At 71.2% G+C, this 21,839-nt stretch carries 18 protein-coding genes; 5 read left to right on the top strand and 13 right to left on the bottom strand.

Annotated elements, in window-relative coordinates:
• The first annotated feature begins 186 nt into the window (after positions 1 to 186).
• Positions 187 to 1,350, top strand: a complete 1,164-nt coding sequence (locus IE242_RS31790) for a TetR/AcrR family transcriptional regulator (protein ID WP_189865529.1) — start codon at positions 187 to 189, stop codon at positions 1,348 to 1,350.
• A gap of 133 nt (positions 1,351 to 1,483) precedes the next feature.
• Here IE242_RS31790 and IE242_RS31785 read toward each other — a convergent pair whose 3' ends face one another.
• Entirely contained in the window at positions 1,484 to 2,692 is a 1,209-nt protein-coding gene (locus IE242_RS31785; protein ID WP_189865527.1) for an oxygenase MpaB family protein, read from the bottom strand.
• Positions 2,693 to 3,158: 466 nt separating this feature from the next.
• Here IE242_RS31785 and IE242_RS31780 point away from each other — a divergent pair, with 466 nt between their 5' ends.
• The gene (locus IE242_RS31780; RefSeq protein ID WP_189865525.1) at positions 3,159 to 5,117 is read left to right on the top strand and encodes a YncE family protein; all 1,959 of its coding nucleotides are present in this window, start codon (positions 3,159 to 3,161) and stop codon (positions 5,115 to 5,117) included.
• Between the two features lie 205 nt (positions 5,118 to 5,322).
• Here the strand turns inward: IE242_RS31780 and IE242_RS31775 are convergent, their stop codons facing one another.
• The 12 genes from IE242_RS31775 to IE242_RS31720 all read right to left on the bottom strand — a co-directional run bounded on the left by IE242_RS31775 (position 5,323) and on the right by IE242_RS31720 (position 14,992).
• Positions 5,323 to 6,801, bottom strand: coding sequence for a dihydroorotase (locus IE242_RS31775; protein ID WP_189865523.1), 1,479 nt, complete (start codon positions 6,799 to 6,801; stop codon positions 5,323 to 5,325).
• Between the two features lie 26 nt (positions 6,802 to 6,827).
• The gene (locus IE242_RS31770) at positions 6,828 to 7,622 is read right to left on the bottom strand and encodes an ABC transporter permease (protein WP_229859706.1); all 795 of its coding nucleotides are present in this window, start codon (positions 7,620 to 7,622) and stop codon (positions 6,828 to 6,830) included.
• Between the two features lie 44 nt (positions 7,623 to 7,666).
• Entirely contained in the window at positions 7,667 to 8,449 is a 783-nt protein-coding gene (locus IE242_RS31765; protein ID WP_189865693.1) for an ABC transporter ATP-binding protein, read from the bottom strand.
• A 65-nt stretch (positions 8,450 to 8,514) separates the two neighbouring features.
• Positions 8,515 to 9,636 carry an ABC transporter substrate-binding protein gene (locus IE242_RS31760; RefSeq protein WP_189865519.1) on the bottom strand — a complete coding sequence of 374 codons (1,122 nt, stop codon included), beginning with the start codon at positions 9,634 to 9,636 and terminating at the stop codon, positions 8,515 to 8,517.
• A gap of 50 nt (positions 9,637 to 9,686) precedes the next feature.
• Positions 9,687 to 9,953, bottom strand: a complete 267-nt coding sequence (locus IE242_RS31755; protein WP_229859704.1) for a hypothetical protein — start codon at positions 9,951 to 9,953, stop codon at positions 9,687 to 9,689.
• 860 nt (positions 9,954 to 10,813) lie between these two features.
• Entirely contained in the window at positions 10,814 to 11,167 is a 354-nt protein-coding gene (locus tag IE242_RS31750) for a hypothetical protein (RefSeq protein ID WP_189865517.1), read from the bottom strand.
• Positions 11,164 to 12,705 (bottom strand): ABC transporter permease, encoded by a 1,542-nt coding sequence (locus IE242_RS31745; RefSeq protein ID WP_189865515.1) that lies wholly within the window; start codon positions 12,703 to 12,705, stop codon positions 11,164 to 11,166. Before IE242_RS31745 ends, IE242_RS31750 begins: the two co-directional genes overlap by 4 nt.
• A complete protein-coding gene (locus tag IE242_RS31740) occupies positions 12,702 to 13,352 on the bottom strand; it encodes an ATP-binding cassette domain-containing protein (protein ID WP_189865513.1) in 651 nt (216 codons plus the stop codon). Before IE242_RS31740 ends, IE242_RS31745 begins: the two co-directional genes overlap by 4 nt.
• A 6-nt stretch (positions 13,353 to 13,358) precedes the next feature.
• Positions 13,359 to 14,027, bottom strand: a complete 669-nt coding sequence (locus tag IE242_RS31735) for a methyltransferase family protein (protein WP_189865511.1) — start codon at positions 14,025 to 14,027, stop codon at positions 13,359 to 13,361.
• Complete coding sequence (locus IE242_RS31730) at positions 14,020 to 14,325, bottom strand: hypothetical protein (protein ID WP_189865509.1); 306 nt, start codon at positions 14,323 to 14,325, stop codon at positions 14,020 to 14,022. Before IE242_RS31730 ends, IE242_RS31735 begins: the two co-directional genes overlap by 8 nt.
• A 23-nt stretch (positions 14,326 to 14,348) precedes the next feature.
• On the bottom strand, positions 14,349 to 14,615 hold the full coding sequence (locus IE242_RS31725; RefSeq protein WP_189865507.1) for a DUF2933 domain-containing protein: 267 nt from the start codon (positions 14,613 to 14,615) through the stop codon (positions 14,349 to 14,351).
• Positions 14,616 to 14,656: 41 nt separating this feature from the next.
• On the bottom strand, positions 14,657 to 14,992 hold the full coding sequence (locus IE242_RS31720) for an SHOCT domain-containing protein (RefSeq protein ID WP_373299633.1): 336 nt from the start codon (positions 14,990 to 14,992) through the stop codon (positions 14,657 to 14,659).
• Positions 14,993 to 15,172: 180 nt separating this feature from the next.
• Here IE242_RS31720 and IE242_RS31715 point away from each other — a divergent pair, with 180 nt between their 5' ends.
• From IE242_RS31715 to IE242_RS31705, 3 genes are all read left to right on the top strand, one after another.
• Positions 15,173 to 17,809: a heavy metal translocating P-type ATPase gene (locus IE242_RS31715; protein ID WP_189865505.1), complete on the top strand. Its 2,637-nt coding sequence runs from the start codon at positions 15,173 to 15,175 to the stop codon at positions 17,807 to 17,809.
• Positions 17,810 to 19,099: 1,290 nt separating this feature from the next.
• On the top strand, positions 19,100 to 20,491 hold the full coding sequence (locus tag IE242_RS31710) for an RraA family protein (RefSeq protein WP_189865504.1): 1,392 nt from the start codon (positions 19,100 to 19,102) through the stop codon (positions 20,489 to 20,491).
• Positions 20,488 to 21,825, top strand: coding sequence for a TRAP transporter large permease subunit (locus tag IE242_RS31705; protein ID WP_189865502.1), 1,338 nt, complete (start codon positions 20,488 to 20,490; stop codon positions 21,823 to 21,825). Before IE242_RS31710 ends, IE242_RS31705 begins: the two co-directional genes overlap by 4 nt.
• Positions 21,826 to 21,839 lie beyond the last annotated feature (14 nt).

Raw genomic sequence — 21,839 nt, 5'->3', positions numbered from 1 at the left:
AGCCGAGGAAGGACGAGCGGACCGTGCGATCCGGGTTGTGCCGGTTGCCCCGGGGCGCATGCATCACAGGGGAACTGATCCGGGATGCGCGTCCCGTGCAGTCCGCGCCGAAGGAGCCCGAGACCTCGGAGCGACGTGTGATTGACTGATTCGTATGGCCCCGTCTCCGTATCCGCCCGTTCGGCCGTGACCGCCGATCCGGCCGCTGCCACCCGGCCCCGCAACCGCAAGCAGCTCATCGTCGAGGCGGCCGGCCGGGTCTTCAGCGAGCGCGGGTACCACACGGCGTCCATGGGGGAGATCGCCGCTGGCGTGGGCATCACCGCGGCGGCCCTGTACCGGCACTTCCCGAACAAGTACGCGCTGTTCGCCGCATGCGCCGACGTCATGGCGGACCGGCTAGTCGCCGCACTCGACGAGGTGCCGCCCGGGGCGCCCCTGACGGACGTGCTCACCGCCGTCACCCGGGTCACCGTCGCGCATCGCGCGTCGGGCGGCGTGTACCGATGGGAGGCCCGGTACCTCAACCGCGAGGACCGCCGGACTCTCCGGGCGAAGTTCGGGCACGTCGTCGGGCGGGTCGACGAGGCGGTGCAGCGCGCGTACGCCCTGCCTGACGAGCGTCTGCGGGCCTCGGCGGCACTCGGTGCGATCGGGTCCATCACGATGCACCACACCTCCATCGCCCAACGCCGGGCCGAGGACCTGCTGTCGGCGTCCGCGCTGGGCGTGGCCGCGACCGATCCCACGGCGGCCCGGAGGGGCGCACGCCCCGTCGCGCTGCCCGCCCAGCCGGTGCCGCGCACGCGACGCGCGCAGATCCTCGCGGCCGCCGTCCCGCTGTTCGCTCGGGACGGGTTCGCCAACGTCACGAACGGACAGATCGCGGAGGCGGTGGGACTGGCCCCGTCCGCGCTCTACCGTCACTACCCCGGCAAGGTCGACATCCTGGCGGCGGCGTGCCTTCAGGCGGCGGGGCTGCTGGCGCAGGGGGTGGACCAGGGTCTTCACGAGGTGGCCGGCCCGTACGACGCCGTCGTCGCGCTGGCGGCGACGTACGTGGCCTACAGCTTCGAGTACACCGCGCTCAACACCGTCGCCGAGGCCGAGTTCGCCGGTTTGCCGGCCGACCTGCGGCAGCCCTTGGTCCTCGCGCAGCGCGAACACATCGCCGTCTGGGAGCAGCAGCTGCGGCTGGCCCGTCCGGAGCTGGACCCGCGCCAGGCCCGGGTGCTGGTGCACGCGGGGTTCGGCGTGGTGGTCGAGGCCGGACGCAGACTGCGGTGGCGGGACAGCCATGAGAACCGTGACGCCGTGACCGCTCTGGTCGTGGGCGCCCTGGGCCTCTGAACGGACATCGGGACGGACCAGGCACGCGACGAGGCGCCGCGCCGTGGCAGCGCCTCGCCCGGGAGTCACCCGGATCGCCCGCCCCTCGGCGCACCTGCCGCGGGGCGGGCACCGGTGGCAGCGGACCGGCTGCTCAGGCGGCCGGCCTGTTGCCGGTGGGGATCGTGATGGGCGTGGTGGTCGTGGAGGAACCCTTGTTGAGGAACAGCATGGCCAGGGCGCGTACGAACTGGTCGACCATGTAGAAGGTGCCGGGCATGATGGGCGACAGCCCCTCGCGGAACAGGATGTAGGCCGGCCAGGCGGTGCGGACCAGGGCCGCTGCCGCGTAGTCGCGGCGCAGTCCCAGCCAGTCGCCGACCTCGTCGCTGAGGACGTAGCGCACGAACTCGTTCAGGAACCCGCGGGTGACACCGAGATCGATCTGTGCGGTCAGACCGAGCAGTACCTCGGCGAGATCGATGCCCTCGGGGGTCGGGGCGAGGATCGGGGTGAGCACCTGCGCCGACTGCGCGTCCGCGGCCGCCCAGGTCTGGGGGATGTACTCGTCCGGCACACCGAGCAGGTGAAGAGCGACCTGCCACGAATGCAGAAAGGCCTCCTGGTCCGCGGCCGGGAACGGGACCCTCCAGTCGAGCAGCCTCCTGCGCACATAGGTGCCGAGGCTGTGGAAGGTGACCAGGATGTCGGCGGCGCTGATCGGGATGGTCTGGTCGGCGCCGTCCCGCCAGCGCGGCGATTGCGGCAGCAGGTGCCGCACCGCGGCGTGCACCAGCCGCGTCTTGTTGGCGGTGACGACGAACTGCCCCGTCGGCTCGAAGGCTCTGAGCTGGGACAGGTCGTAGCCGAACGTGAACGTCTTGGCCGCGCGGTCCTGCATGTCCGCGCCGCCCGCGGACCAGTAGACACTTCTGGCCTCACGCGGGATCACGGTGCTCATGATTCCGCTGCCGAGGCCGTACAGCATGAACAGGTAGGTGTCCCTGCGCCGGTTGAAGTCGGCGGCGCGGCGCAGCTTGGCGGGGTCGGCCCAGGAGGGCAGCCTGTTGACCTGCCGCAGATGGGCGACGAGGTCGGCCGGCAGGCCGCTGGGCAGCGGGTCACCGTTGTTCACCCACCCCTTCATCGCGGTGTTGACCGACGGAACCTGGCCGTTGTCGAGCAGCGAGGCCAGGAGAGGATCCGCCGCGTCGTCCCAGATGTACTCCGGATCGGTGCCCGTGCCGGTTCCGGCCACCGAGTCCGCCGCCGGCCACGCCCACGCCTTGGCGGTGTCCGCCACGCCCACGAGACCGAGCGCGACACCGAGGGACAGAACTCTTCGCCTGTTGAGATTTTCCATTGACTTACCTGCTTCCCTGATGGGGATCGGACCGCGCTATGCGCCGCCCCTGACTATGCGATTGCGTGACCACCACGTTTCAGATCTCACTCAGCGATGTGATTTTTGATTAACATAGCGAGGTGCGTCACCGTCGGCAATGGAGGTGACCGTGGGGCCGTCGCCGACACCGCTCCGGCGCGTCGGGAGAAGGCCGCGCTGCCTTCCGGCGCCTGACCCCATCGGAGCGTTCCGCGCTCAGTGCCGCCGCCAGGCCCCGACGACCGCGGCCGCTGCCCCGCAGGGCAGCGCGTGCGCGCGTACGGGCTATATCGCTTCCACACGTGTCACTGACATGCCATACGCTGCACCTGGCAGCCGCGCCCCGTGCGTCACCATGATCCCCGTCGTGGTCACGTCCGGATGCCGCGCGGCGCTCTCAACTCCCCGGTGCCGCACCGGGTTTCCTTGTGGGGGTAACAGCACTGTGCGTACGCGCAGCATCTCGACCGCGACGGCGCTCGCGGTCCTCTCCGGTTCGGTGGTCCTGAGCACCATGGCGGCCGGGCCCGCGTCGGCCGCGACCGTCACCATCGGCTCGCCCGCGGGCATCGTCGTGAGCGGTGCCCTCGGGCGGGTCTTCATCGGTGACGACACGACCGACTCCATCGTGGCCACCGACTACACCGGCGAGCGCGTCGACTCCGTGAGCGGCATCGACGGCATCTTCGACCTGGCGCTGTCCGAGGACGGCGCCACCCTCTACGCGACGGCGCGAGGCAGCCACGAGATCGTCGCCCTGGACGCGGCCACCTTGGACGTCAAGGCCCGATACCCCGTGGCCACCAAGATCGGCCCGCTCTACCTGGAGGCCACCGGTGGCAAGGTGTGGTTCACCTACGAGGACCCCACCGACGGTCATGGCGACCTGGGTTCCGTCGACCCGGCGGCGGACCCGGCCGCCGGGACCGACCCGGTGGCACTTCGGCAGCTCCCGCACGAGAATCCCGGCGTCGGGGGCGGCCCGTACATCGACAGTGACCCGTCCGCGCCCGGGATGCTGGCCATCGGCGGCACCGACTTCTTCGACATGACCAAGGACCTGATGGCCGTCGTCGACGTCTCCGGCGCCACCCCGCGGCTGACCGCCTGGCACGACGGCGGATACGCGCTGAACTACGTCAGCGACATCGACCTCGTGCCCGGCGCCGCGCAGGTCCTGGTCGACGGCACGGACCGGCACACCTACGCGAACGGTACGTTCTCCCCCGCCGGCGCCTACCCGGCGGGACGGGGCGCGGACATCGCCCCGAACGGCCTGGTCGCCCAGCTCGGCCCGATCGGCGACAACACGGTGGCGGTTCACCGTCCCGGCGCGAGCACGCCGATCCGCACCTACACCGCCGACGCGCACGCCCTCGCCTGGGCCCCGGACTCCTCCCGGATCTTCGCTCTGGTCTCGGGCCCGCGCGGCTACGTCCTCAAGACGCTCACCGACCCGGCGAAGAGCGTGACGACCCTGACGGTCGACGCGCCCGCGACCGCCGCCCGCGCCAAGAAGCTCACCGTCACCGGCCGGGCGTCCGCCACGGTCCCCCTGCCCTCCGGCACCAGGCTCCAGATCACCCGCACCGACCTGGAGAGCCCCGGCGGCAAGGCACTGCCCGCCGTCACCCTGAAGCCGGACGGCACCTACTCCTTCACCGACACCCCGCCGGCCGGCGGGACGGTCACCTACAAGGCCGCCTGGGCCGGCGACAGCGGCCACACCCCGGTGAACGCCACCGACAGGACCGAGGTCTCCCGAGCGGCCACCGCGCTCACCCTGAACAGGAACGGCAACACCTACGACTACGGCGCCGACGTTTCCTTCACCGCGCACCTCGGGACGACGTACAAGAACCGCACGGTCGAGATCTGGGCCGACCCCTACGGCGGCGACAAGCCCAAGAAGCTCCTCAAGGCCGCGAAGGTCAACTCAAACGGCAACATCTCGGCGACCGTGGACATGACCCGGGACACGGTCGTCTCCGCGGTCTTCAAGGGCGACGCCCGCTACAAGCCCAGGACCGTCACGTCCACGGCGTACGCCCGGGTGAAGATCTCCACCGCCGTCTCCAGGCACTACAAGACGGCCAGGATCGGCTCGACGTCGTACTACTGGTTCCACAAGAACACCGACCCGCTGCTCACCACCAGCATGACCTACTACAAGGGCCGCAAGCACCGCTTCGACCTGCAGGTCTACGCGGGCGGCAAGTGGCACTCCGACGTGTCGCGGTACTTCCCGCTCGGTACGAACGGGAAGTCGGCCGTCACCCTCGAAGCACCCGGCGTGACCGGTCTGCGCCTGCGCATGCGGTCCGCGTACGTCAACGGCAGCTCCGGCGACAACGTCAACTCCACCACCTACGGCGCCTGGAAGTACCTCTACTTCTCCAAGTGACCCCTGCCTGAGGCGGTGCCGCCCGGTCACTCCGGGCGGCACCGCCGCCGACCGTTTCACGGAGACGGCGCCGCGAGCCGCGAGCCCCGACGGACCTGCCGCCGAAGGACGGGGGATCGATCTTGCGCCGTGTGTCGTCCAGAGCCATGCACGTACGGCGACAAGCGGCGGCGAGGACACGGAGACTCTGACATGACGTCGCTGATCAGGCTCGTAGGGTCGGGCGGTGCAGGTAGTCACCCAACGGTTCGCCGGCGACCTTGCCCGCCCGCAGGATGTGATGCCCTCTCAGAAAGGTGTCGGTCACCTGCGCGGTCAGCTCGAAGCCCTCGAACGGGGTGTACTCCTGCGACGACTCCGACTCCGCGGCGCGCACGGTCCAGGTACGGCCCGGGTCGACCAGGGCGAAGTCGGCGTCGAAGCCCGGTGCGAGGGCGCCCTTGGTGCCCAGCCCATAGCGCCGGGCCGGGTTCCAGGAGGTCAGCGCGGCGATTCGGCCCAGCGGCAGGCCTCGCTTCGTCCCCTCGGTGATGAGGCCGGGGAGGAGGTACTCGGCTCCGCCGAAGCCGGACCTGGCGACGAAGACGTCGTCCTCGGGCGTGCCGAACTTCAGCTCCTCGCGGCAGCACGCGTGGTCGCTGACGACCCAGTCGACGGTGCCGTCGAGCACGTACTCCCACAGCGCCTCGACGTCGTCGCGGGGCCGCAGCGGCGGGTTCACCTTGCCGCCGAGGCCGTGGGCCGTGGTGATGTCGGCGAGCAGGTGCCCGACGGTGACCTCCCGGCGGAAGTCGATGTGCGGGAACGCCCGGCCCATTCGTACGGCCGCGTCCACCGCCTTGCGGGACGACAGATGCAGCAGGTTGACGGTCGGCAGCCCGGTCTCGTGCGCGAGGTAGGAGGCGATGGCGACCGCGAGCCCCTCGGAGTGCTGCGGCCGGGAGGCGCTGTAGGCGGCGAGCCCGGTCAGCTCGCCCGCCTCCTCCACCAGCCTGGTGTACGCGGTCATGATCTCGGCGGTCTCGCAGTGCAGGGACAGCGAGATGCGGTCGGCGAGGTCGGGGTACCGCTCGCGGGCGGCCTGCACCCCGCGCATGACGAACTCGAAGTGCGCGTAGTCGTACCGCTCGTCCTCGGGGAGCAGCAGGAACGCGTTCTGGTCGTCGGATCTGCCGTGCAGGCCATGACCGCCGTAGAACATGAAGACCTTGAACGAGGTGACGCCGAACCGCTCGATCAGGTCGGGGATCTCGTCGATGTGACCGCGCGATATCGGCGCGAGGTGGAAACCGTAGTCGATGTGGGCACGGCCGGCGGCGGCGTCCAGCACCTCGGGGAAGAACTCGGCGTACGGGCCGCCCTTGTTGAGGTAGTAGCGGCCGGTCCGCATGTAGGTCAGGGCGGTGGTGACCCCGCCCTGTGCACAGGCACGGCTCTCGGTCGCCGCGTCCTCGGCGAGCGGGTGGTAGATCCCCCAGTGCTGGTGGGCGTCCACGACGCCGGGGAACGCCAGCCTGCCGGCGGCGTCGACCACCCGGCGCGCGCCCGACGCGGCGATGCCGGGGGCCACGGCGGCGATCCGCCCGCCGCTGACGGCGATGTCCGCGGGCCTTGCGTCGTCATGGTCGTGGGTGACGACGCGGGCGTCCTTCACCACAAGGTCGTACTCGGTCGGATCGGCCACGACGGCCTCCTTGAGTCCTGATCTCCTCAAGCGCCGAGCACCCGGTTCTCCTCGGACCAGAAGACGAGGCGCTTGTGGACGAGACGGATGATGAAGTGGGCGATCAGCCCCAGTACCGAGAGCACCACGAGCACGGCGAACATCCCGGCGATGTCGAAGTTGTAGTTGGTCTGCAGCAGGAGGTACCCGAGACCCTCCTTCGCCCCGATGAACTCGCCGACGACAGCGCCGAGGATCGAGAAGACGATGCCGATGTCGAGACCGGCGAACACGAAGGGGAGCGCGCTCGGCAGCCGCACCATCCTGAAGACCTGGAACCGGCTCGCGCCGAACACCGTGAGCATCTGGACCCGGTCGGCATCGGCCGAGCGCAACCCCTCGATCACGTTGACCAGCATCGGGAAGAACGAGATCACCGCCGCCATGACGACCTTGCTCGTCATACCGAAGCCGAACCACACCACGAACAGCGGTGCGAGAGCCACCTTGGGCACCGTCTGGAAGGCGACGATGTACGGCATGAAGGCGCGCTCGACCAGCCGCACCTGTGCGATCACCGTGCCCAGCACCAGCGCCGCCCCCACGCCGAGGAGGAACCCGTACAGCGACTCCAGGACCGTGACCCTGAAGTGGCCCCAGAACAACGGGTCGGACAGCTGCGTCCGCAGGGCGTCGACGATCTGGGAGGGACGCGGCAGTACGTAGTCGTCGACCCCGAGGGCGGGGATCGCGAATTCCCACCCCAGCATGACGACCACGAAGGCAGCGGGCACGAGCAGCAGCTCGGGGCGCTCCTTCAGGTCGACACGGGGCAGGTTCATAGGGGTCAGGTGCACACGGACACGCCTCGACCGCTCGGGCCGCTTCATGAGTCGGTCCCGGCGTGGGCGTCGAAGTGCGCACGGATCCGCTCGACATGGGCTCCGGCCCGGTGCGAGGTCATCACGCTCAGCGCTCGCGGGCGGGGCAGATCGATGTCGACGATCTCGGCGACCCGGCCGGGACGCGGGCTGAGGACCACCACCCGGTCGGAGAGGAGGACCGCCTCGGGGATGGAGTGGGTGACGAACACGACGGTCTGTCCGCTCTCCCGCCAGATCCGCAGCAGTTCGACGTTCATGTGCTCGCGGGTCAGGGCGTCGAGCGCGCCGAAGGGTTCGTCCATCAACAGCACGGCCGGGTCGTGCACCAGGGCCCGGCAGATTCCGGCGCGCTGCTGCATCCCGCCGCTCAGCTCATGGGGGTACTTGCCCGCGAACCCGTCGAGACCGACCAGCCCGAGCAGCCGCTCGGCCCGTTCCCGGTACACACGGGTGTCGAGCTTCTGCACTTCCACGGGCACCATCACGTTCTGCACGATCGTGCGCCACGGCAGGAGGGTGGCCGCCTGGAAGACCATGCCCACCTCGGGCAGCGGCCCCGTCACCTCGCGGCCCGCGACCCGGACCGTCCCCTCGCTCCTCGGGACGATCCCGGCGAGGATCTTCAGCAGCGTGGTCTTGCCGCACCCCGAAGGGCCGACGACCGAGACGAACTCACCGCGCCGGACGAAGAGTTCGATGTCCGAGAGCGCGTGGGTCGGCTCGGACCTGCGTGACCGGTAGACCTTGTGCAGTCCGTCGACCTCGATCCAGCGGTCCTCGTCCACGTCCGGTGCGGGAACAACGGTCCCGCGGCGCCGGCGGCCCACGGTTCTCACGGCCCTCACGGCGCTCACGGCCTGGCAGCCTTCGCCCGCTCGATCACGGCCGCGGAGTCGAAGTCGTTCGCGCCGTCGAGCAGGCTGTCGTCCCACAGATCCGGAACACTGACGTCCTCGGTGATCTGGCCGGACTTCTTGGTGTAGTCGACCGTCTTGTTCCACTCCCCGTCGCTGATCGTGCCCCAGTCCTTGTAGTCCGTGGGTTCACCGGTCGGCGGGACGGCGGTGTCGATCCAGGCCTGGAGGGTCTTGGTGTCGTCCCCGATACGGTCGTCGGCCTTCTTGCCGGTCAGCAGCTGGGGGAAGGCCCGGTAGCCGTCGCGCATGGCGGCCTCGGGGTTGACGGCGGAGAACAGCAGCGCCTTGTACGAGGCGCGCAGGTAGCCCGTCAGTACGTCCTTCCTGTCCTTCAGGGTTTCCTCGGTCACCGCGAAGGTCAGGGAGCGGATGCCCTCGAAGGCGTCGGAGTTGGGCAGGTAGCGGAACTCGGTGCCGGTGTTCTCGATCATGGTGTACGCCTGCGTGTACAGCGCCAGCACATCGACTTCGCCGTCCTCCAGGGCGGACAGGGCCTGCGCGCCGACACCGACCGGCAGCAGCTCGACGTCCTCGGCCGCGTCCAGGCCGGCGTCGGCCGCGTACGCACGGGCGTAGATGGCCGAGCCGGAGGCGAGACTGATGACACCGATCCTCTTGCCCTTGAGGTCGGCGGGCTCACTGATCTCGCTGTCCGGCCGGACCGCCATACGCCATGGCCAGTTCCGCACCAGGCCGCCGACGGCCTTCACCGGGACGCCCTTCTCCCGCGCCGCGAGAATGGCACCCACGTCGGCCGCCGCGATATCGGCGCTGCCCGAGGCGACAGCCTGGACCGCGGCGACCGAGCCGTCGGTGTTGAGCACGTCCACCTTGAGCTTCTCCGCGGCGAAATAGCCTTCGGCGTCGCCCACCGCGTATGTGGCCACCTCTTCCTTGGGGGCGAACACGGCCGAGGGTATGGCGACGTCGAGCGTGTCCTCGGCGCGTGAGGCGCCGTCGGGCGACGAGGAGGAACCACCGCCTCCGCAGGCGGTGAGCGCCGCGAGAGCGGCAAGGGTCGCGGCTCCGACGCATAACCTCGGGAAGCGTTTCATGTTCGGCACCTCTGTTGATCCGGTGGAATGGGGTAGGGACTCACTCACGACTACGCGTACGGATCGCGGCCGTTCTGCTCGATGAGGTCCGCCTCGATCCCCAGTCCGTCGCACGCTCCCGGGTCGTGGTGAATCGGTTCGAGCAGCCCTTGCGCCGCGAGTGCCTGCGCGTACCGGCCCGGGACGAACGTCACGTCGATGCCGCTGTCGGAGGGGGTGGTCGGTTCGGCGACGTTCTCCTCGTGGGTCGTTTGTTGCACGACGGTCACGGGCGTACCGACCGCGGACTTGAACCAGGCGGGCGGATCCCGCCGCATGCGGAGGGAACGACGGCGGGGGCGACCGCCATCGCGTCCACGAGAACGTGCCTGAACCTCGCTGCGCGTAACACGCCACTCCCTCGCTGTCGCGACCAGCCGGCTGAGTGCGGGGGTGCCCGATGCGCCGACAGGCTCGCGGGCAGGCATCGATCCCGAAGTTTCCCATCGTTGACGTGTACCGGGCAAGATGGCGGGCTCGTCGGGCTGCCGCAGCGGAGAGTGTGACCGGCCGAGACGAACCGGGGAACGGCGCTACTGAGCGTCTTCGAGGGGAGCGGACGAGCGGAGCGGCGACCTCGGCCCCCAGGCCCCGTGCGAGCTCAGCCCACATACTCCGCTGGTGAGCGTCGCGGTCGGTCCCATGCAGCCTCTGTCCGCCGACGGTCGTTCCCGACGAGCACGGGCGCACCACCACCATGCCCGAGGCGAGCCTGGCCGCCTCGGCGCACCACGACGTGCGTCGGCGACCGCTCCGCTCACCGAGGGCCGACCGGCGGGCCGGCGCGGCATCCTGGGCCCGGCCGGAATCCTGGTGGCGGTGACGGCAGTGGTCGCCTTCGTGGGCAGTCCTCGAAGTGCTGGAGTCCGCCGCTGAGCATGCCGATGCCGAACGACAGTCGGCACGGGTCGGCCCGTGGCGGGACGCGCCTGCGCGCTACGGCGAGCAGGTCTCCGGCCGGCGACCCGGGAGGGACGAGCACAGACAAGGGGAGCGGTCGGGCAGCCCACATCGGCGGTGAGCCCGAACGGCGGGCCGCGCCGAGGCACAGTGGCGCCCTCGGCGCGGGTCCCCTCGCCAGATCCGCAGAACTCCCGGCGCGTGAGGCGCCGTCGGAGCGTGGTGGCCGACCGGCCCGTCAGCGGGCGGTGCCGCGTGTGTGACGGTGGTGGACCCGGCTTCGGAGCGAGCCGGAGGCCCCTGCCACGGCCCGGTGGGTACGGAGGCCCAGCAGTCGGCCCTGGGGCAGGGAGTCCGGGTCCGACGCGGCAACGGCGTTCGTGGGGTGCGGGGTATCGCCGGCTCCGGCGACCGACTCGAGGTCCGCCGCATCGGCCGGGCCGAGGTGGTGGGTGGTGGTGTGTCCGGCGACGCCGTCATGGGCGTCGGCATGGGCGAGCGTGTGGACGACGCCGAGGCCGATCAGGAGCAGGCCGAGCAGCAGCAGGCGCGTCGCCAGGAGGCCCCTCGTCGTTCCGGCCGTCCTTGTCACGTCCGCGTCCCTCGTCCGCCTGCCGGCGGCACCAGGGTGCCCATGGCGCGGCGGGCGGCACCGGCCGGGCGAACGGTGGAGCGGAACAGCAGCGTGACGGCCAGGACGAGCCCCGCGAGCCAGGCCAGGGCGATCAGCAGACTGCCCGTCTCGTCGAAGCCGGGGGTCAGCGCCGCGTCGGTCAGCACGCGGCCGGGGCCGTAGCCGGGCAGGGCGTGGGCCCAGCCGGGCGGGGCGGGGCGGAGCATGGGGCTCTGTTCGATGCCGAGGTCGACGAAGGGCAACAGGAAGGCGATCAGGACGCCGCCGACCCGGCCGAAGAGGGGACCGACCAGGACGCCGACGAGGGCGTAGGTGAGAGCGATCAGGGCGCTCGCGGCCACGTACCAGCCCCACTGGCGTGCGTCGAAGACGGTGGCGGTGACGGCCAGCGACGCGGTCGTGGCGACGAGCGCGCCCAGGGCTATGACGATCAGCCGGGAGGTGAGCAGCGGCAGCGGACGGAAACCGGCGAGGGCCAGGCGGCGGTCTCCGGTGCGCGCGTCGAGCAGGGTGAAGAGCCCTGCCAGGGTGGCGAGCGAGGCGATCGCGATGGGGGCCATGGTGCCGCCGTGGACGTCGGGCAGCCAGAATTCCTTCATCATGGTCCGGCCGTTCTCGCGCACGCTGATCGTCGTCGGTTCGTCGGGGGTGGTGGCCACGGCCAGCAGGACGAAGACGACGGGTACGGCGATCAGCAGGACCCACAGCACCCGGTTGCGGGCCACTTCCCGCAGGCCCATCCGTATCCCCGTGGCCAGTTGCCCGCTCTTCCCGCGCCGTCGGGCGGTGCGGCTGGTCGCGGTGACGGTCGCCCAGGCCGTCGCGAGCGCCGCGGCGGCCCACAGCAGGGCCCGGCCCAGGTCGCCGATCCGGCCGCCGTGCCCGGACGGCAGGTCGACCATCCAGAGGGTGACGAAGTGGGTGGGCAGGATCCGGGTGGCCGGACGGTCGGCGGCACCGAGGACGGGGCCGAGGAAGACGTCCAGGATCCACACGAACAGGATCAGCACCGTGCCGTTGACCGGGCGTGCGACGAGCGCGCCGACCAGGGTGCCGATGGCGAGGTAGATCACTGCGTACATCAGCGTGCCGGACAGCACCCGCTCCGGCTCGTCGCCCCAGCCGGTACGGGCGGCCAGCGCCGTCAGTGCCGCCGCGGAGGCGACCAGGACGAGGGCGAGCCCGGTGGCCGTGCGGGCGGTCACCAGCCGGGCGGGGGCCAGTCCGGCCCGCACCAGACGACGGTCGGCGGCCCGGGCCTCGCGGATCTGGAAGTACATGCCGATCGCGGCGATGAACCCGGCCGCCCAGCCCGCTGTGGCGGTCTGCACCGCGGGCCCGCCCGGGCCGCCCAGCAACTCGGCCGCGTCCGCGAGCGGTTCCGCGGCCACGACGACGAACACCACGGGTACCAGGACGAGGGTGAGGACATTGACCGGGGTGCGGGCGGCCTCGGTCAGGAAGCGGCGTACCAGCAGCACGGTCGTGGACGTCATCGCCGTACCGCCCGCCCGTCGCGCAGTTCGACGATCCGGTCGAACCGCTCCTCGTCGGTCACGAAGTGACTGATCACCAGCACCGCGCGGCCCTGCTCGCGCCGCTCGGCGACCTGCGCCCAGAACCTCAGGTAGGTGTCGAAGTCGAAGCCCGCGTACGGTTCGTCCAGCAGCAGCACTTCGGGGTCGGCCAGCAGTGCCAGGCCCAGGTTGAGCTTGGCGAGGGTGCCACCGGAGAGGCGGTCGGTACGCACCGCCGCGTACCGCTCGAACCCGAGCTCCTCGTACAGCCTCCGGCGGGCGTGACGCTCGGCCTGGTCGGCCAGTCCGTAGGCGCGGCCGAAGAGTTCGAAGTGCTCGTCACAGGTGAGACGTTCGTAGACGACGGGCTCCTGCGGGCAGTGGCCGAGCCGTCCGGCACACGTGACGGAGCCGGCGTCGGGGGCCAGTGCACCGACGAGGATCTTCATCAGGGTGCTCTTGCCCGCTCCGTTCTCCCCGACCAGACCGACCACCTCGCCCGCCGCGAGGGACAGATCGACGCCGCGCAGGACGGGCAGCCGATGGCGGGACGGCCAGGTGCCGCGCCGGTAGCTCTTCTCGATGCCGGTGGCCCGGAGCAGTAGGCCTTCCCGGCCGGCCGTCATGACGGCTCACCTCCGTGCCGGGGCACGGGGAGTGCGCCGGTCGGCAGGGTGGCGCGGGCGGCGGGGCCAGAACGCGGGCGTGTCGGCGGCGTACGCCGTCCACTGCTCGCCGAAGCGCTTCGCGACCTCGCGTTCCTCGCTGCGGGCCAGGCGTCCGTAGACGTGGAGCAGAACGGGGAACATGAGCAGCGTCGGGATGGTCGGCCACTGGAGCAGGAACCCGGTCATGATGAGCAGGAAGCCGTCGTACTGCGGGTGACGTACCCAGGCGTACGCGCCGGTGGTGGCCAGTTCGTCGCGCCGGGCGGCGGCGTGCAGGGTCTTCCAGGCCGTGGCGATGAGCCAGAATCCGCTGCCGATGGCGACATAGCTGACCAGGTGGAAGGGGCTCAGGTGCGGATCGCCGCTCCAGCCGGTCAGGTCGTTCCACAGGTGGCCGCCGGCGTGGGTGTCCTGAAGCAGCGGGAAGCGGGAGCCGAGCCAGCTGCCGAGCAGGTAGACGGTCAGCGGGATGCCGTACATCTCGGTGAACAGGGCGACCAGGAACGCGCTGTAAGCGCCCATCGCCCGCCAGTCCCGCTTGCTCTTCGGGTGGAAGAAGCTCGCGGCGAAGGCGATGAACAGCAGGGTGTTCAGGACGACCAGGGGCCACAGGCCGTAGGCGGCGTCAGCCATGACGGTCTCCTCGGGGTGTGCTCGGGTGCCGGGGGTGCCGGGGGTGCCGGGTCGGGCCCGGGTGACGCTCGCCGTGGGCGAGGCGGCTCATCCGGCTCCGGTAGTCGGCCGGCGTGATGCGGCCGTGGAGTAGCAGTCCGGTGGTCCACCGCTCGGTGGCCTCCAGTGCGGCGCGGCGGCCGCGCAGGCGGGCCAGGGGTGGGCAGCGGGACTCGAACGGGGTGATCAGACGGGCGGTGTCGTGGACGACACCGGCCAGAACGACCACCCCGAGCAGAACGGCGATCACCGCCGACATGGTGGCCTCCCCGGGCCGGTCGGTCAGCTCCGCGGGCGCGGCTGGTCGCGCTTGGCCGGCGGGTCGTCCCCGGGCCGGGACTCGTGGGTGGTGTCGTGGCCGCCGCCGTGCATGCCACCACCACCGCCGTGCATGCCGCGCATCATGAAGATCATCATCAGCGGGCAGGCCAGCGCGATGGCCAGGAAGAGCAGTGTGGCCACCGGTAGACCCAGTGCCAGGGCACCGACCACGGCGATCGCCACCGCAACCGCGTACAGGCCGTAGTTGTGCTGGTCGGTGTTGTGCATCGCGAGCCTCCTCGAAGCGTGCCCGTCGGGTGGTTGTGCGGTCAGCACCTGGTGAGCCGGACGCGGTCGTCGGCGCGTCCGTGCAGGACGGTCGGACGGCGGTCGTGTCCGCACTCGTCGATCTCGCCGCGGGCAGAGCTTCCCCATGGCCTCGAGGGCGTGGACGGTGCCCACATGGCGAGCGGCTTCTCGGGGTCGGCCTTCCGGGTGCCGGTCGCCGTATCGGGGCCGGCCGCTCGGGTCAGGGCGCGGACGAGCAGGACACCGATGGCGACGATCAGCGCCCAGAAGAGGACCATGCCGGCCGACATGGCGAACCAGCCCCATCCGCTGAGATCGTGGTCGTACCAGAACATCGCGGTCACCCGCTTCTTCACGGACCGACGGGAGACAGGGCCCGGCGCCTGCGCCTCCCCGACGAGCTCACCTTCACGGTCGACCGTGCCCAGCGGCCCGTCTTGGGTCGATGAGGCCAACGCACCGGGGCCATAGGTCCCTTACCCCCTAGGGGTATCCGGGTGCAGTCTGGAAGCAGCCGGACAGAGAGAAGGCCTGTCATGGATACCGCCGACATCGTCGTCGTGACCCTGGCCGTCGTACTCGTCGCCACGCTGGGCTGGTTCTTCTTCGGTCCACGCCGCGCTCGCGCCGCACGGCTGGAGGGGGGAGTGCAGCGGATCGAGGTGAGCGTGCGGGGCGGCTACAGCCCGAACGTGATCCGGGTGCGGCAGGGAGTGCCGGTGGAGCTGGTCTTCGACCGGCAGGAGTCCGGTGAGTGCACCAACCGGGTCGTCTTCCCCGATCTGCGGGTCAGCGCCGGATTGCCCGCGTACCGGCGCACGACCGTGCGCCTGCGGCCCGAGCGGGCGGGGTCGTACGGGTTCGCCTGCGGGATGAACATGATCCACGGCACGCTCGTCGTCGACCCGGGCGAGGGCGGCGGCCCGAGCGGCGACAAGGGGCTCCCTGCCGTTGACACGGCTGTCACGGCACCGGAGGACCGTACGTCCGCCGCCGACGCCGAAGCGGCCGAGGCCGCCGAACGGCGTGCGGAGATCGTGGACCTCGGGCGGCGGGTCGCGGTCGGCACGGCGCTGACGCTGCCTGTGCTGTTCGCCGTGATGGCCCACGAGCTCTTCGGTGCCGACCGGGTGCCGGGCTGGATGCTGAACCACTGGGTGCAGCTGGCCCTGATCACGCCGGTGATGTTCTACACCGGGTGGCCGATCCACCGCACCGGCTGGCTCACCCTGCGCCACCGGGGCGCCGACATGAACTCCCTGATCACGCTGGGCACCTCGGCCGCCTACGGCTACAGCCTGCTGGTCACGCTGGCCCCGTCGCTGCTGCCGGCGGACGTCCGCGAGGTCTACTTCGAGGCGGTCGGCGTCATCCTCACCCTCATTCTGCTCGGGCGGCTGCTGGAGGCACGGGCCAAGGCCGGAACCGGCGAGGCCATCCGGGCGCTGCTGGGACTGAAGGCCCGTACCGCCCGTGTCGTACGGGCCGGCTCGGAAGCCGAGATCCCCGTGGACGAGGTCGTCGTGGGCGATGAGATCGTCGTCCGGCCCGGCGAGAAGATCCCCGTCGACGCCGAGGTCCTCTCCGGGACGTCGGCGGTGGACGAGTCGATGGTCACCGGGGAACCGATGCCCGTCACCAAGCGGGCCGGGGACACGGTCATCGGCGCCACCGTCAACACCACCGGTTCCCTGCGGGTGCGGGCGGCCAAGGTCGGCGCCGACACGATGCTGGCCCAGATCATCCGGCTGGTGCAGCAGGCCCAGGCGTCCAAGGCGCCGATACAGCGGCTCGCCGACGCGATCTCCGCCTACTTCGTGCCCGCCGTGATCGCGATCGCCGTCGCCGCCTTCGCCCTCTGGTACACCGTCGGCCCCTCTCCCGCGCTGACCCTCGCGCTCGTCTCGGCCGTGGCCGTTCTGATCATCGCCTGCCCCTGCGCTCTGGGCCTGGCCACCCCGCTGTCGGTGATGGTCGGCACCGGCAAGGGCGCTCGGGCGGGCATCCTGATCCGCTCCGCCGAGGCCCTGGAGACCGCGCACCAGCTGGACACCGTCGTCCTCGACAAGACCGGCACCGTCACCGCGGGCAAGCCGGTCCTCACCGACGTCCGGCCCGCCGACGGCTTGACGGTGGACGGCCTGCTGGCGCTGGTCGCCGCCGCCGAGGCGGACAGCGAGCACCCGCTGGCCACCGCGATCCTTGCGGGCGCCCGCGAACGCGGCCTGGACGTGCCCGCCGCATCGGCCTTCGGCTCCGTCACCGGCAAGGGCGTTCGGGCCACCGTGAACGACCGGTCCGTCCTCGTGGGCACCGCCCGTCTGCTCTCGGACGCCGGCATCGGCACCGGGCAACTCGCCTCGTCGGCCGAGGAGTTCGCCACCCAGGGCAAGACGCCCGTGCTGGCCGCGGTGGACGGGCGACCGGCCGGCGTGCTGGCCGTGGCCGACACCGTCAAGGAGGACTCCGTCCAGGCCATCGCCGACCTGCACGGCCTTGACATCGAGACCGTCATCCTCACCGGCGACAGCGCCCGCACCGCCGCCGCGATCGCCGGCCAGGTCGGCGTACGGCGGGTGCTGGCCGAGGTGCTGCCGGAACACAAGGCCGACGAGGTCCGCCGTCTTCAGGGCGAGGGCCGGACCGTCGGCATGGTCGGCGACGGCATCAACGACGCCCCGGCGCTGGCCCGGGCCGACGTGGGTCTCGCGATCGGCACCGGCACCGATGTCGCCATCGAGGCCGCCGACATCACGCTCATCTCCGGTTCGCTGTCCGGCGTCGTCACCGCGATCCGGCTGTCGCGGGCGACCATGCGCAACATCAGGCAGAACCTGTTCTTCGCCCTGGTCTACAACGCCGTCGGCATCCCGGTCGCCGCCGGCGCCCTCCACCCCCTGTGGGGCATCCGGCTCAGCCCGGTCATCGCCGCCGCGGCCATGGCCCTGTCCTCCCTGTCCGTCGTCACCAACGCCTCCCGGCTCCGCCGCTGGCACCCTGCACCGCTGCCGGACTCCGAGGACACGGGCGTACGGCCGACGGTGGAAAGTGTCACCGAACCGTCCGCACCGCCGGCAACCGACCCGGTGTGCGGCATGCAGGTCGACCCGGCCACCACGGCCATCCGGCGCACCAGGCCGGACACACGAGGGCGTCCTGGTCGATGGCGGTGAAGGCGACGCTGCACTGCCTGACCGGGTGCGCCGCGGCGAGATCAGCGACCGGACCTCATTCGGAACACGGGACGGGACACAGAGGTGGATTCGCATGCCACCATCCCGACAGTGAAGTACAAGATCAGGCGCCCGACCCGCTCTCACGATTCCACCACCCGTCGCGCCCAGGATCACGACGCCTACGGGCTGATCACGCACGGGCCGGAGAGGCATTCGGTACGGCCGGAGTTCGACGCTGCAGTTCCGTCACGTACGTCAGCCGAGGAAGCTCAGCCGCACCTGACGGTTGACGTTGTCGATGTTCGTGTCCGCCAAAGTCCGAGTCCGTAGAGGCAACCTCGAGGAGGGGTAGCCGGCCTCAGGCCGGAAGGCGTTACGAGGCCGCACGGCGCCCGACCGCTGCCGTTCCCGCAGCGCGAACCATGAGAACAGAAGTCCTGCCGGCCCGACGGGGATGGTCAGCTCGCGTCCGCGAACAGGCCGAGGCCGTGACGCTGCGGGATCAGACGGGCTTCTCCAGTCGGGGCGAGGCTCATGACCAGACGCTGACCAGACGCTCCCCCACACCGGGGCCGTGGTGGCGTCCGAAGAGAGGCAGCCGAGGCTGCGCAGCTCACCGACCGCTTCACAGAAGGCCTCAAGGCCCCTCGGCGGCCAGGCGCTCGTCGCGGGTGAGGGAGACCAGCTCACTATCGTGGGTTCCTGCCCCAGGGGCGTAGCCGGCCCCGCTCCGGCGGCCTGCTGGAGCGCTGCACCCGCTCGTTCGTCGGCGTCGTCTCCATGCTCGGCCTGCGCCCGCTGCCGGGACGGCAGATCGTGTACGCCACCACCGCGGCGGCCGGGGCGATGCTCACCCGCCGTCTCGCGGTGAACGTACGGCGCCCGCGGGGTGTGCTGCAACGGGGTGGCGCCGGGGTCGATGCCAACCGGAACCCGGCGGGCGAGGTACGACGACGAGACCCCCGCCAAGAAGCCGGAGAGCTACCCGGCCACGCCCGAGGACGTGGCGGCCGCGGTCGCCTTCCTGCTCGCACCCACCCTCCGCGGCCGGGTTCGTCAACGGCCGGATCCCCGCCAACGGCGGGGCCACCGGCCAGCTCGTCCTGTAAGTCCGCTTCCTCCGCACCCGCGCTCCACCGAACCACCGCGCGAACGTCATGGCGCGGAAGTTCCGGCACGGCCATTTTGATCGATCATTCAACAGACCCTTGACTCCCGCTTAACGCACAAGCAACATCCTCACGCACCTCGTGAGAATACTTCTCACTGTATGAGAAAGGCGTGGGTATGAGGGTCGGAATCTTGGGACTCGGCGAGGCCGGCACCCTGTATGCGGCAGGGTTCGCCGAGCACGGCTGGGAGGTGAGCGGCTTCGATCCGGCGGACGTCCCCACCCCGCCGCGGATCGAGCGGGCCGCCACCGTCGCCGAGGCCGTGCGCGGCTGCGACCTGGTGCTCGGTCTCACCGGAGCCAAGGCGGCCCTGCCCGTCGCCCGGGAGGCGGCGGAGCACCTCGGCGCGAGCACGGTGTACGCCGACATGAACGCCGGCGCTCCCCGGCTGAAGCAGCAGATCGCCGAGGCCGTGGGCGCCGCCTCGACAGCCGTGTTCGCCGATGTCTCGGTCATCGGGTCGGTGCCGAAGTACCGGCACCGCACCGCGCTGGTGGCCAGCGGCCCGGGCGCCTCGGTCGTCGCCGACTACTTCGGCGCACTCGGCGCCCCGGTCGAGGACCTCGGCGGCGAGCCGGGAGCGGCGTCCTCACGCAAGCTGCTGCGCAGCCTGTTCATGAAGGGCCTGGGCGCCGTCATCGTGGAGGCGGTGGACGCGGGCCGCGCCGCCGGTGACGAGCAGTGGGTGCGCGAGCAGATCGCCGGGGAACTCGCCGACGGTGAGCAGACGCTGGAGCGGCTCTACTCAGGCACGCACAAGCACGGCGAGCGGCGCGCGCGGGAGATGTCGGCCGCCGCGGAACTCGTCCGTGACCTGGGCCTCGACACGGCACTGGCGCGAGCCGTCGGTGACCTGCACGCCCTGGCGGCGCGCCCCGAGGGCCTGAAGGACACCACGCGGGTGACGCCCGAGCTGATCGCGGCGTACGAGGGGCTGCCGACGGCGAACATCGGCGACGCCACCGAGCGGCTCGGGCTGCTGGACTCGGGCATCAACGCCGTGTGGTCCGGCGCGCGGGCCGTGGGCCGGGCGCTGACCGTGTGGACCCGCGCGGGCGACAACAAGGCGTTGCAGGAGGCCGTCAGGGTGGCCGAGCCGGGTGACATCATGGTGGTCAACGGTGAGGGAGACACCTCTCGTGCGCTGGTCGGGGAGCTGATCGCCGAGCGGGCAAGGGCGCGGGGCGTGGTGGGTATCGTGCTGGACGGTGCCGCCCGTGACGTCGAGGTGCTCGCGGAGATGGGCTTCCCGGTGTGGGCGCGTGCGGTCACCCCCGCGGGTCCGTACAAGTTCGGACCGGGACGGATCGGGGTGCCGATCGCCGTGGGCGGCGTGGTGTGCCGTCCCGGTGACCTCGTCGTCGGTGACGGCGACGGTGTCACGGTCGTCCCCGCCGAGGACGCGTCCGCCGTCCTGGCCGCCGCCCGCGAGGTCGAGGCCGAGGAAGCACGCCGACGTGCGAGCATCCGCGCCGCGGCCGCCGCCACGCCAGGAGGAACATCGTGATCGCCGTATGGGCGCTGGGCTGCTACATCGCGGCCATCATCGTCTGGAACGCCGTCCTCAAACGGAACATCGGCGAGGCGCTGATCATCGGTTTCGTCGTCACCGGCCTGTTCGCCGGCGGTGACATCGCGCACGTCATGTGGGACGGCTTCGCCGAGGCCATGCAGGAGGAGGTCACCTTCGCCGCGCTGGCCTTCGTCTTCATGAGCTACCTGCTCGCCCGCACCCCGGTCCTGGACCACCTGCTGGGCATCCTCAACTCCCTGCTGGGCCGGCTGCGCGGCGGACCGGTGTACACCTCCACCGTCGCCGCCGGTGTCTTCGGTGCCATCGCGCACGTCGGAGCGGCGGTGACCGCGGCGGTCGGGTCGGTGACGATCCCCTGGATGAAGCGGTCCAGGGTGAGCGGCGAACTGGCGGCCACCGTCGCCGCGGGCGGCGCCGGCATGGGCGTGACCTTCCCCTTCAGTTCCACCATGTTCATCCTGATGGGCACCGCCGGGGTGGCCTCCATGGCCACCACCGACGACATCGTGCTGCCGCTGTTCCTCGGCGGACTGTGGTGTCTGGGGTACCGGCTGGTGGCCGCCTTCGTCATGGTGCGCCGGTACAAGATCGAGCCGATGGACCGGGCCGACCTGCTGCCCCTGCGCACCAGCCTGGGCGTCGGCTGGACGAGTCTGTTCCTGTTCGCCGCGATCATCGTGCCGCTGCTGCTGACCCGGGGCCCCTCGGGCGGCGCGCTGGACGACTGGGTCGGCGTCACCATGTCGGACGCCATCAGCCTGATCACCTGGATACCCGTCCTGCTGATCGCCACGGTGCTGATCCTCGGCCACCGCCACCTGCCCCGCTCGGGCCGCGAGTGGTGGGACGTCCTCGGCGGCGCCGCCCCGCAGTTCGGTGTCATCGGGGTGACGATCGTGGCCGCCTTCTCCGCCTCCAACGTCCTCGGGGAACTGGGACTCCCCGAGCAGCTCACCGAGCTGCTGGCCGGGGTGGACGCACCGCTGTGGGTCATGGCGCTGATCGTCGGCGTGCTGGTGGTCGGCGTGGCCATCCCGCTCACCGCCAGCGCGACCATGGCCGCCATCGGTCCGGTCGCGGTGTCCTCGCTGGTCGGCGCCGGTGTGCCGCCGGCCACCGCCTGTGTCGCGGTGCTCATCTTCGCCTCGACCGAGGGCGCCTCACCACCGTCCGGAGCGCCCATCTACGTCGCCAGCGGCATCGCCGGCATCGACCCGGCCCGCACCTTCGTCCCGCTGGTCACCTACTACTGCGTCCCCATCCTGCTGATCGGCGCCGCGGTGGCCACCGGCGTCCTGCCCGTCTGAACCGAAAGGCCGCA

Origin of the sequence: Streptomyces poonensis, assembly GCF_014650915.1 — a bacterium.
Classification (GTDB): domain Bacteria; phylum Actinomycetota; class Actinomycetes; order Streptomycetales; family Streptomycetaceae; genus Streptomyces; species Streptomyces poonensis.
Note: the sequence above shows the minus strand (reverse complement) of the source record. Positions and strands in the feature narration are given on the sequence as shown.

Excerpts from the sequence above, each read along its gene's own strand:
- IE242_RS31770 (WP_229859706.1), bottom strand. The coding sequence starts at position 7,622 with ATGAACCTGCCCCGTGTCGACCTGAAGGAGCGCCCCGAGCTGCTGCTC.
- IE242_RS31740 (WP_189865513.1), bottom strand. The coding sequence starts at position 13,352 with ATGACGGCCGGCCGGGAAGGCCTACTGCTCCGGGCCACCGGCATCGAG.
- IE242_RS31730 (WP_189865509.1), bottom strand. The coding sequence starts at position 14,325 with ATGTCGGCGGTGATCGCCGTTCTGCTCGGGGTGGTCGTTCTGGCCGGT.
- IE242_RS31755 (WP_229859704.1), bottom strand. The coding sequence starts at position 9,953 with ATGCGGCGGGATCCGCCCGCCTGGTTCAAGTCCGCGGTCGGTACGCCC.
- IE242_RS31725 (WP_189865507.1), bottom strand. The coding sequence starts at position 14,615 with ATGCACAACACCGACCAGCACAACTACGGCCTGTACGCGGTTGCGGTG.
- IE242_RS31735 (WP_189865511.1), bottom strand. The coding sequence starts at position 14,027 with ATGGCTGACGCCGCCTACGGCCTGTGGCCCCTGGTCGTCCTGAACACC.
- IE242_RS31715 (WP_189865505.1), top strand. The coding sequence starts at position 15,173 with ATGGATACCGCCGACATCGTCGTCGTGACCCTGGCCGTCGTACTCGTC.
- IE242_RS31710 (WP_189865504.1), top strand. The coding sequence starts at position 19,100 with ATGAGGGTCGGAATCTTGGGACTCGGCGAGGCCGGCACCCTGTATGCG.
- IE242_RS31760 (WP_189865519.1), bottom strand. The coding sequence starts at position 9,636 with ATGAAACGCTTCCCGAGGTTATGCGTCGGAGCCGCGACCCTTGCCGCT.
- IE242_RS31785 (WP_189865527.1), bottom strand. The coding sequence starts at position 2,692 with ATGGAAAATCTCAACAGGCGAAGAGTTCTGTCCCTCGGTGTCGCGCTC.
- IE242_RS31745 (WP_189865515.1), bottom strand. The coding sequence starts at position 12,705 with ATGACGTCCACGACCGTGCTGCTGGTACGCCGCTTCCTGACCGAGGCC.